Consider the following 9,689-nt stretch of genomic DNA (forward strand, 5'->3'; position numbering starts at 1 on the left):
CCGGGACACCTTCGTTTACCGGATGACAAACCGCGTAAATCCAACTGGCGTACCCCCACAACCTCGTGTCCAGTCCTCTTGGCTGGACACGGCCACAACACGCCCTGGACTCAGCCGCAATCCGAACCGTTCCGATCAACAACCGCTCACGCTCCGGTACTTGATACGGCGTGAACCGGTTACGGAAGCGACGTAATCGATGATTTGAGCAACTCGGTGTAGCAGGGCCTGCACGAAGCGTTATTCTCCTCAGACGCAAACCGGTACCCCTCCGTCGCTACGACGGGTGAAAGGTCCCGCACTGCACGTGATGGAAGCTCTGCCTCTGGGAGTCCCGTGTACCCACACGTCGGGGTTGACGCCTCGGGCCTGGCTACGCTGCGCGCAACGGTCCTCGACCTGTTGCGCGGCTTCGTCCCCACCGCGTACGCCGTCCCCGCATTCGCCACCGCCGCGCCCGTCGGTCCGTGCTACGCACTGGCCGACGGCAGCGCCGCGGTCGGCAGACGAGGCCGCCCGTCCGGGGCGGCCACCGCCCGCCGCCCGGCGGCGGACAGCGACAGCGCCCGGATGATGGACCTCGTGGAGCGCGCCCAGGCCGGCGAGGCCGACGCCTTCGGCCGCCTCTACGACCAGTACAGCGACACCGTCTACCGGTACATCTACTACCGGGTCGGAGGAAAGGCGACCGCCGAGGACCTCACCAGCGAGACCTTTCTGCGCGCCCTGCGCCGCATCGGCACCTTCACCTGGCAGGGCCGCGACTTCGGCGCCTGGCTCGTCACGATCGCCCGCAACCTCGTCGCCGACCACTTCAAGTCCAGCCGCTTCCGGCTGGAGGTCACCACCGGCGAGATGCTCGACGCCAACGAGGTCGAGCGCTCCCCCGAGGACTCCGTCCTGGAGTCCCTCTCCAACGCCGCCCTGCTCGACGCGGTACGGCGGCTCAACCCCCAGCAGCAGGAGTGCGTGACGCTCCGCTTCCTCCAGGGCCTCTCCGTCGCCGAGACCGCCCGGGTCATGGGCAAGAACGAGGGCGCGATCAAGACCCTCCAGTACCGGGCCGTCCGCACCCTCGCCCGGCTCCTGCCGGAAGACGCCCGCTGACCGCTCCGCACAGACGGCGATCGTCAACTCACCCTCCGTGAAAGTCGGTTGACTTCGGCATCCGATCCTCCGGCGTCCGTAACCCAAGTGCCGCGCCGCTCGTTGTGCGGGATGCAGGCTCCCTGTGGTCACCCCCTGGCCGAGTTCGATCACCCGATCGTGTGGTCGTGGTCAGGGCGTGCAACCCTCAGGACCCCCTGGGGAGTCGACCGTGATGACGAGAGGAGGTGCCGCCAGTGATCGCGAACGTATCGGCGCACCGGCGGGCGAACGCCTTCGCCCAGGCCCTGGAGGAGTCCGAGCCGGGCACGGCGGCGGCCGAGCAGTCCGAGGGTTCGGCACCGGCCCCGGCAGCCGCGGAAGCGACCGAAGGGGGACGCCTGCTGGCGCTCGCCTCCGGTCTCGGCGCCCTGCCCAAGCCGGCGCTCGACCCGGAGGTCAAGGTCGTCCAGCGGGCCCAGCTGGTGGCGGCGTTCGAGGCCATGCTCCAGGAGGGCACCGCGGGAGGCGGGGCGACGGACCGCGCGGTCCCGGGGCAGCGCTCCACCCGCGCCCGGGGCGCCCACCGCGCGAGTTCCCTGAAGAAGTTCCGGCCGCGGTCCCGCCTCGCCAAGGGCCTCACCGCGGGCGGACTCAGCGTCGGCGTGGCCGCGAGCGCCTTCGGCGGAGTCTCCGCCGCCAGCTCGGACGCCCTGCCCGGCGACTCGCTCTACGGCCTCAAGCGCGGCATCGAGGACGTCAAGCTCGGACTCGCCGACGGGGCGGACGAGCGCGGCCGGGTCTACCTCGACCACGCCTCCACGCGCCTGAGCGAAGCCCGCCGCCTGATGGAGCGCGGCCGCAGCGGCCCCCTGGACCACGAGTCCCTCGGCGAGATCCGCCGCGCCCTGTCCGGGATGCGGCACGACGCCTCCGAGGGCCACCGGCTGCTGAGCGAGGCGTACCAGCGCGACCCGGACTCACTCGGCCCCATCCAGGCCCTGTCGGCGTTCTCCCGCTCCCACCGCGACGCCTGGGGCGAGCTGCGCGAGCGGCTGCCCGTCCAGCTCGGGGACGTCGGCGATCAGGTGTCGTCGGTCTTCGACGCCATAGAGGAGGACGTAGCCCCGCTGCGGTCCCTGCTGCCCGAGCCCCCGGCCACGGGCGGCGGCGAGGAGCGGCGGCAGGGCTCCTCCGAGTCGGCCCCCGGCGGCTCCGCCGGCACCGACCGCTCGACCCGCCCCAGCGACAGCGGCGACCCGCGTGGCGACGAGGGCAAGACCGGCAGCGGCAGCCCCAGCCGCTCGGCCGGCTCCGGCAACGACAGCGACGGCCTGCTCGGCGGCAACACCGGCGGTCTCCTCGACCCGCCCGAGGACACCGAGTCCAGCACCTCCCCGTCAGCGGACGGCACCACTCCCGCCCCCGAGCCGGATGTGACGCTCCCACCGCTGCTGCCGGGCCTGCTGCCCGGACTGGGCATCGACAGCGAGGACGCCGACTAGCCGGTGGTACGACGATGGGGCGCCCCTCGCTGGGAGGGGCGCCCCATCGTCGTACCTCAGAAGAACACCGAACGGCGCTGCACCAGCAGCTTGTACAGCGTGTGCTGGATCTGCTCCCTGACCTGGTCGGTCAGGTTGAACATCAGCATCGGGTCCTCGGCCGCCTCCGGCGGATAGCCGTCCGTGGGGATCGGCTCGCCGAACTGGATGGTCCACTTGGTCGGCAGCGGGATCGCCCCGAGCGGGCCCAGCCACGGGAAGGTCGGCGTGAGCGGGAAATACGGGAAGCCCAGCAGCCGGGCGACCGTCTTGGCGTTGCCGATCATCGGGTAGATCTCCTCGGCCCCGACGATCGAGCAGGGAATGATCGGCGTTCCCGCGCGCAGCGCCGTGGAGACGAAACCGCCGCGGCCGAAGCGCTGGAGCTTGTAGCGGTCCGAGAAGGGCTTGCCGAGGCCCTTGAAGCCCTCCGGCATCACCCCGACCAGCTCGCCCTGCTCCAGCAGCCGCGCCGCGTCCTCCGCGCAGGCCAGGGTGTGGCCGAGCTTGCGCGCCAGTTCGTTGACCACCGGCAGCATGAACACCAGGTCCGCGGCGAGCAGCCGCAGGTGCCGCCCCGCCGGGTGGTTGTCGTGCACGGCGACCTGCATCATCAGGCCGTCCATCGGCAGCGTCCCGGAGTGGTTGGCGACGATCAGCGCGCCACCCTCGGACGGGATGTTCTCCACGCCCTTCACCTCGACCCGGAAGTACTTCTCGTACAGCGGGCGCAGCAGGGACATCAGGACCTGGTCGGTGAGCTCCTCGTCGTAGCCGAAGTCGTCGACCTCGTAGTCACCGGTGAGGCGGCGGCGCAGGAAGTTCAGGCCGCCCGCGATCCGCCGTTCCAGGCCGCCCTCGCCCTCCCCGGGCCGCTCCGGCCGCTGTTCCCGCGCTGTCACGGGGACATCATCCTGCTCGGCGGCCCTGGCGGGCAGCGGCTGCACCTCGCGGACCGGCGCGGACTCCGAGCCCGGGCGGCGGTTCCCCCCGCTCCGGCGCCGCTGGGGACGCGGCGCGGCGCTCCCCCGGGACCGGTCGTCGTCGAACGGAATGACCTTGGCATCCGCCATCGTTGGTGCGCTCCTCAGTTGGCGCTCGGCGTCGGGGGCTGTCCGCCGCCCGCGAGGGGCAGCGCGGCGATCCGGTCGACCGCCGCCGCCACGGCCTCCGGCGGCAGCAGCCCGGGGCCCTGGCTGCGGACGAAGTCCGCGAACGTCTCCGCGGTCGTGTACTTGGGCTGGAAACCCAGCGTCTCGCGCATCTGGCCCGTGGACACGACCCTGCCGTGGGTCAGCAGCCGGATCTGCTCGGGCGAGAAGTCCGACATCCCCAGCGTACGCACCAGCGAGCCCGCCCAGGTGACCGCCGGGAGCAGCAGGGGCACCGTGGGGCGCCCGAGCCGCCGGGAGCACTGGGACAGCAGCAGCACGCCGTCGCCGGCGATGTTGAAGGTGCCGCTGTTGAGCGTGCCCCGCCTCGGCTCGTGGGAGGCGATCCGCAGCACCTCGATCACGTCGTCCTCGTGCACGAACTGCAGCCGCGGGTCGTAGCCGAACACCGTCGGCAGCACCGGCAGCGCGAAGTACGAGGCGAGCGGGGTGTCCGCGGCCGGACCGAGGATGTTGGCGAACCGCAGCACACAGACCGCCACATCGGGCCGGCGCCGCGCGAAGCCCCGGACGTAGCCCTCGACCTCGACGGTGTCCTTGGCGAAGCCGCCGCTGGGCAGGGACTTGGGCGGGGTCGTCTCGGTGAAGACGGCCGGATCGCGCGGCGCCGAACCGTAGACGTTCGTACTGGACTTCACGACCAGCCGCTGCACGGACGGGGACTTCTGGCAGGCACCGAGCAGCTGCATGGTGCCGATGACGTTGGTCTCCTTCAGGGAGGTCCGGCTGCCGCTGCCCAGCGGCGTGCCCGTCACGTCCAGGTGGACGATCGTGTCGGCGCCCGTCTCGGCGAGCACCCGCGCGATGCCGGGCTGCCGGATGTCGGCCTGGACGAAGTCCGCACCGCCCAGATGGTGCTCGGGCGGCACCGCGTCCACGGCGACGACCCGGTCCACGTCGGGGTCACGCTGGATCCGCCGGACGAACCGGCCCCCCAGCTGGCGGGCCACTCCGGTGACGAGCACGACCTTGCCCAAGATCAGCGCCTTCCTTCAGAAACCTTCTGTCCCGCCGCGTTCCCCCGTGCAGCCAACTTAGCGGGTCGGCGTTGCGCTGTGATGACCGCCCGATGCGCGAAGTGACGGAAGCAGCCGGATGCCGGAGCGGACATGCGTGTGGCCCCCCACCCGAGGGTGGAGGGCCACAGCAACGCTCTCGCGGCGTCCGCTTCGCGAACTTACTTCTTGTTGCGACGCTGAACGCGCGTGCGCTTGAGCAGCTTGCGGTGCTTCTTCTTCGCCATCCGCTTGCGCCGCTTCTTGATAACAGAGCCCACGACTACCCTCGCTCACTTCTCATCACTCGGTTGTTTGGGCGCCATGGGCCCACACGACCTACGAGGGGCTAGCCTACCCGCCCGAGCGCTGAGGTCGTAATCGAGGGGGCCGGGGTGATCCCGAGTGCCCTGTGAGGGACCACCCCGCCCCAGCCGTCAGGCGGTTTCCACCCCCACGTAACTCTCGCGGAGGTACTCGTGAACCGCTTGCTCCGGGACGCGGAAGGACCGCCCCACCCGGATCGCGGGCAGATGACCGCTGTGCACCAACCGGTACACGGTCATCTTCGACACTCGCATCACCGAGGCGACTTCCGCCACGGTAAGGAACTGAACCTCGTTCAGAGGCCTCTCGCCAGCTGCAGCCATGACACACCTGAACCTTCCGCACTCGACGGCCACCGGCTTCCCCTTCCGGTGACTCTTCGTCGCTGCGTGCTCACTCCCCAATGTAGGGGCGGGTGATGCGAGTGGGGAAGAGGTGCACCCATCGGCGGCCTACTGTGACAGACACGCCCGATTGAGTACGTAGCGGGTAAGCGGCAGGTAGTAATCGGACCGCACGCCGTCATCAAGTGGAACGGCGACGGACACGGACCCCTCGGCCTCCCCCACGAACAGCGCCGGGTCGTCCGTATCGGCCGGCCCGATGGCCTCGAACCCCAGCTGACCTGCCCCGCAGACCCAGCCGTGGTCCCCGATGACCAGCTCGGGAAGGGGCCCGCCGGCCTCCGCGGCGGCGGCCAGGACGGTACGAACCGGGAGGGGTGAGTGCGTATGTGCGCCGGGCTCACAACCGGGGCGTTCCACCCCGGGCGCCCGCACCAGCGCGACTCCTCGTACGTAGCCGAGGATGTACGTACGTAGACCGAACCGGGTCGTTATGTCGACACAGCGACCCTGCGCGGGGGTGAGGACGGCACACCCCGCCGCCGACAGCGCGTCTGCCAGAGCGGCGTAGAAACCCAGCAGCCGGTGCGGATGACCGGTCCCGAGCAGCACGGGCGCACCCCTGCGGGCGACCTCGGCGAGCCGGTCGGCGAAGGCGTCCAGCGCGGCCACCGTCCGGCCCGGGTCGATCACGTCCTGACCGGAGGTCCGGCGGTGATCGGCCGGCACCCCGCACCGGTCGGCCATCAACTCGACCAGATCCCGCTGCTCCCAGGCGCCTTCGGGATCGATGCCGAGGAGCACACGGGGATCCCGCGCCGCGAAGAGCCGGTAGCGGCGCAGGCTCTCCTCCCGCGAGGTCGCCACGACGCCGGCGAGCCGCGCGCCGACCAGATGCGCACGAAGGGCTTCGCGAGTCAGCACACGGCGATCGTGCGCGACCGGACCCTCACGTGTCCCGGGAACCGGCGAACACCGCACGGTCGGCCTACGCCCCGCCCGCCGGCCCGTCCCGCAGCACCGGGCCGCCGCTCAGGCCAGCATCCCCCGCAGCGGGAACACCGCCCGCCGCGTCGCCAGCACCGCCTGGTCCAGCCGGTCGGCCGGGTCGTAGCCCTCCTCCCAGCCGGCCCACGCCACGGGCCAGCGCCCGTCCGTCATCCGCCCGGGCGCCAACTGCCGTGTCCTGGCGAACACTTCCTGCCGCCACGACTCCGGGACCACCGTCTCGGGCGCCACCGCCTTCCCCGCCGCGATCGCGACCAGGTGCGTCCACGACCTCGGCACCACGTCCACCACGGCGTAACCGCCCCCGCCGAGCGCCACCCACCGCCCGTCGGCGTGCTCGTGGGCCAGGTCGTGACAGGCCACCTGCACCGCCCGCTGCGCGTCCAGCGACACCGCCAGGTGGGCCAGCGGGTCCTCGAAGTGCGTGTCGGCCCCGTGCTGCGTCACCAGCACCTGCGGCCGGAAGTCGGCGATCAGCTCGGGCACCACCGCGTGGAACGCCCGCAGCCACCCGGCGTCCCCGGTCCCGGCCGGCAGCGCCACGTTCACCGCGGAGCCCTCCGCCGCCGGCGCCCCGGTCTCCTCCGGCCACCCGGTCTGCGGGAACAGCGTCCTGGGATGCTCGTGCAGCGAGATCGTCAGCACCCGCGGGTCCTCCCAGAACGCCGCCTGCACCCCGTCCCCGTGATGCACGTCGACGTCGACGTACGCGACCCGCTCCGCCCCCAGCTCCAGCAGCCGGGCGATGGCCAGCGAGGCGTCGTTGTAGATGCAGAACCCGGACGCGCCGCCCGGCATCGCGTGGTGCAGCCCACCGGCGAAGTTCACCGCGTGCAGCGCCTCACCCCGCCAGACGGCCTCCGCCGCCCCCACCGACTGCCCCGCGATCAGCGACGACACCTCGTGCATCCCCGCGAACGCCGGATCGTCCACCGTCCCCAGCCCGTACGACTGGTCCGCCGCCCCCGGGTCCGCCGAGGCGGCCCTCACCGCGGCGATGTAGTCCTCCCGGTGGACGAGCCGAAGCGTCGACTCCCCGGCCGCCTTGGCGGCGACGACCTCCACCTCACGGTCCAGCCCGAAGGCGTCGACCAGTCTCCGGGTCAGGGCGAGCCGGACCGGGTCCATCGGATGCCCGGAGCCGAAGTCATAGCCCGTTACTGCCTCGTCCCACATCAGCTGTGCGCGGCCGCTCATGCCCGCCACCGTATCGGTCCGGTTGAGGCCCGAACGACCGGGCGTACACCAGCGTCACCAGCACCAACACCATCGGCACGAGCATGGCCCCGCGGTAACTCCACGCGTCGCCGAGCGCACCCACCAACGGCGAACCGATCAGAAAGCCCACATAGTTGAAGACGTTCAAGCGCGCCACGGCCGCATCCGAAGCCCCCGGGAAGAGCCGCCCGGCCGCCGCGAACGTCTGCGGCACCAGCACACACAACCCCAGCCCCACCAGCGTGAACCCCAGCATCCCCACCCACGCCCCCGGCGCCCCGGCCACCACGGCGAACCCCCCGGCCGCCAGCAGCGCCCCGCCCCGCACGACCGCAGCGGCCCCGAACCGCCGCACCCCGAAGTCCCCGATCGCCCGCCCCAGCAGCGTGGTGACCATGTACACGTTGTACGGCACCGTCGCCAGCTGCTCCGAACTCCCCAGCACGTCCTGGAGGTACTTGGCGCTCCAGTTGGAAACGGTGGAGTCCCCGATGTAGGCGACCGTCATCACCAGACACAGCGGCAGCAGCCACCGGAAGACGACGACCTGCCCCTCCGCCGCCTTTCCCGCCACGGCGGCCGCCGCCCCCCGGTCGTCCACGTACCACCGGCTCCCCACCAGCACCGCCGGCAACAGCACCGCCACGACCGGCAGGTACGACACCCACAGCGCCAGATCCCAGTGCGCCCCTGCCCACGCCAGCGACGCCCCGACGATCCCGCCGAGGCTGTAGGCCGCGTGGAACCCGAGCATGATGCTGCGCCCGTACGACCGCTGCAGGCTCACGCCGAGCATGTTCATCGACGCGTCGAGCATCCCGACGGCGAGCCCGAACGCGGCGAGCGCGACGCCCAGCTCGGCCATCCGCCCCCCGGCCCCGACCCCGAGCAGCGCCAGCAGCACCACGGGCTGCGACCACCGCAGCAGCCGGCTCGGCGGCACCCGCTTCACCAGCCGCTCGGTGGCCACGCTCCCGACCCCGGCGAGGATCGGCACGGCCGCCAGGAACGCCGGCAGCAGCGCGTCGGAGACCCCGTAGCGGTCCTGGATGGCCGGAATCCGCGTCACGAGCAGAGCGAAGGCGACCCCCTGCACGAGGAAGCCGAACGCCAGCGAAGCCCTGCCGCGCCGCAGCACATCAGTCATGGCGGCGAGCGTAGGGCCCTGGTCTACCGGTGGGTAGATCCGGTCAAAGATGAATCCGATTCAGCTTCTACGGCCTCAGGTCAGCAGACCGGGCAGCTCGCGCATGTCGGAGAAGAGCCGCCCGGCCCCGGCCAGCCGATCCGCCGGCGTCATGGCGGTGAACCCGTAGACGTCCATCCCGGCCGCCACTCCCGCCCGCACCCCCAGCGGACTGTCCTCGACGACGACGCACCGCTCCGGCGCGACCCCCATCCGCTCGGCCGCGTACAGGAACAGGTCGGGCGCCGGCTTCCCCCGGCCCACGTCCTCGGAGCTGAAGATCAGCCCGTCGTCGAACCACCGGTCGAGCCCGGTCGTCCGATGCCCCACCCGGATCCGCTCGTGACTCCCGGACGACGCCACGCAGTACGGCACGGAGTCGGCGGCCAGCTTCTGCAGGACCTCCTCGACACCGGCCACCGGCTTCAGGTCCTGCTCGAACGCCGCGAAGACCCTGGCGTGGAAGACGTCGTCGAAGTCGGCCGGCAGCCGCTGCCCGGTCCGTTCGCCGACCAGGTCGTGAATGCGGTGCATGGCGGAGCCCATGTAGTCGCGCAGGGAGTCCTCGTAGGACGTCGGGTGCCCGAGCTCGGTCAGATAGGCGGCCAGGAGCCGGTTGGAGATGGGCTCACTGTCAACGAGGACACCGTCGTTGTCGAAGATCACGAGGTCATAGCGCATAAACCGAGCCTAAACGCAGAAAACCCCCGCATCGTCAGATGCGGGGGTTTCCCCAATGATTGTTCGGCGGCGTCCTACTCTCCCACAGGGTCCCCCCTGCAGTACCATCGGCGCTGTAAGGCTTAGCT

Annotated in this window: 10 protein-coding genes and 1 rRNA gene; 2 read left to right on the top strand and 9 right to left on the bottom strand. The window is 71.4% G+C overall.

Annotated features, from left to right (window positions below; all coding sequences use genetic code 11):
- Nucleotides 1-336 precede the first annotated feature (336 nt).
- Nucleotides 337-1,107, top strand: coding sequence for an ECF subfamily RNA polymerase sigma factor, BldN family (locus tag ACPXCS_RS27320; protein ID WP_031117141.1), 771 nt, complete (start codon nucleotides 337-339; stop codon nucleotides 1,105-1,107).
- Nucleotides 1,108-1,343: 236 nt separating this feature from the next.
- The gene (locus ACPXCS_RS27325; protein WP_425950187.1) at nucleotides 1,344-2,591 is read left to right on the top strand and encodes a DUF5667 domain-containing protein; all 1,248 of its coding nucleotides are present in this window, start codon (nucleotides 1,344-1,346) and stop codon (nucleotides 2,589-2,591) included.
- A gap of 56 nt (nucleotides 2,592-2,647) precedes the next feature.
- Here ACPXCS_RS27325 and ACPXCS_RS27330 read toward each other — a convergent pair whose 3' ends face one another.
- The 9 genes from ACPXCS_RS27330 to rrf all read right to left on the bottom strand — a co-directional run.
- Nucleotides 2,648-3,703, bottom strand: coding sequence for a lysophospholipid acyltransferase family protein (locus tag ACPXCS_RS27330; protein WP_425950188.1), 1,056 nt, complete (start codon nucleotides 3,701-3,703; stop codon nucleotides 2,648-2,650).
- A 14-nt stretch (nucleotides 3,704-3,717) separates the two neighbouring features.
- Nucleotides 3,718-4,779 carry an NAD-dependent epimerase/dehydratase family protein gene (locus tag ACPXCS_RS27335; protein ID WP_425950189.1) on the bottom strand — a complete coding sequence of 354 codons (1,062 nt, stop codon included), beginning with the start codon at nucleotides 4,777-4,779 and terminating at the stop codon, nucleotides 3,718-3,720.
- A gap of 200 nt (nucleotides 4,780-4,979) precedes the next feature.
- Nucleotides 4,980-5,078 (bottom strand): 30S ribosomal protein bS22, encoded by a 99-nt coding sequence (locus ACPXCS_RS27340; protein WP_003948845.1) that lies wholly within the window; start codon nucleotides 5,076-5,078, stop codon nucleotides 4,980-4,982.
- A gap of 156 nt (nucleotides 5,079-5,234) precedes the next feature.
- A complete protein-coding gene (locus ACPXCS_RS27345; RefSeq protein ID WP_004984898.1) occupies nucleotides 5,235-5,447 on the bottom strand; it encodes a helix-turn-helix domain-containing protein in 213 nt (70 codons plus the stop codon).
- Nucleotides 5,448-5,576: 129 nt separating this feature from the next.
- Nucleotides 5,577-6,392, bottom strand: a complete 816-nt coding sequence (locus tag ACPXCS_RS27350; RefSeq protein WP_425950191.1) for a phosphatase — start codon at nucleotides 6,390-6,392, stop codon at nucleotides 5,577-5,579.
- 108 nt (nucleotides 6,393-6,500) lie between these two features.
- On the bottom strand, nucleotides 6,501-7,673 hold the full coding sequence (locus ACPXCS_RS27355) for an acetoin utilization protein AcuC (RefSeq protein ID WP_425950192.1): 1,173 nt from the start codon (nucleotides 7,671-7,673) through the stop codon (nucleotides 6,501-6,503).
- Nucleotides 7,624-8,841, bottom strand: coding sequence for an MFS transporter (locus ACPXCS_RS27360; protein WP_425950193.1), 1,218 nt, complete (start codon nucleotides 8,839-8,841; stop codon nucleotides 7,624-7,626). Before ACPXCS_RS27360 ends, ACPXCS_RS27355 begins: the two co-directional genes overlap by 50 nt.
- 75 nt (nucleotides 8,842-8,916) lie before the next feature.
- Complete coding sequence (locus tag ACPXCS_RS27365; RefSeq protein ID WP_425950195.1) at nucleotides 8,917-9,561, bottom strand: HAD family hydrolase; 645 nt, start codon at nucleotides 9,559-9,561, stop codon at nucleotides 8,917-8,919.
- Nucleotides 9,562-9,622: 61 nt separating this feature from the next.
- Nucleotides 9,623-9,689 (bottom strand): 5S ribosomal RNA (rrf, locus tag ACPXCS_RS27370); the annotation flags it as partial.

This window comes from Streptomyces sp. DT190, assembly GCF_049846985.1.
GTDB lineage: Bacteria > Actinomycetota > Actinomycetes > Streptomycetales > Streptomycetaceae > Streptomyces.

Coding starts and splice junctions, on each gene's coding strand:
- ACPXCS_RS27345 (WP_004984898.1), bottom strand. CDS start 5,447: ATGGCTGCAGCTGGCGAGAGGCCTCTGAACGAGGTTCAGTTCCTTACC.
- ACPXCS_RS27355 (WP_425950192.1), bottom strand. CDS start 7,673: ATGAGCGGCCGCGCACAGCTGATGTGGGACGAGGCAGTAACGGGCTAT.
- ACPXCS_RS27365 (WP_425950195.1), bottom strand. CDS start 9,561: ATGCGCTATGACCTCGTGATCTTCGACAACGACGGTGTCCTCGTTGAC.
- ACPXCS_RS27360 (WP_425950193.1), bottom strand. CDS start 8,841: ATGACTGATGTGCTGCGGCGCGGCAGGGCTTCGCTGGCGTTCGGCTTC.
- ACPXCS_RS27330 (WP_425950188.1), bottom strand. CDS start 3,703: ATGGCGGATGCCAAGGTCATTCCGTTCGACGACGACCGGTCCCGGGGG.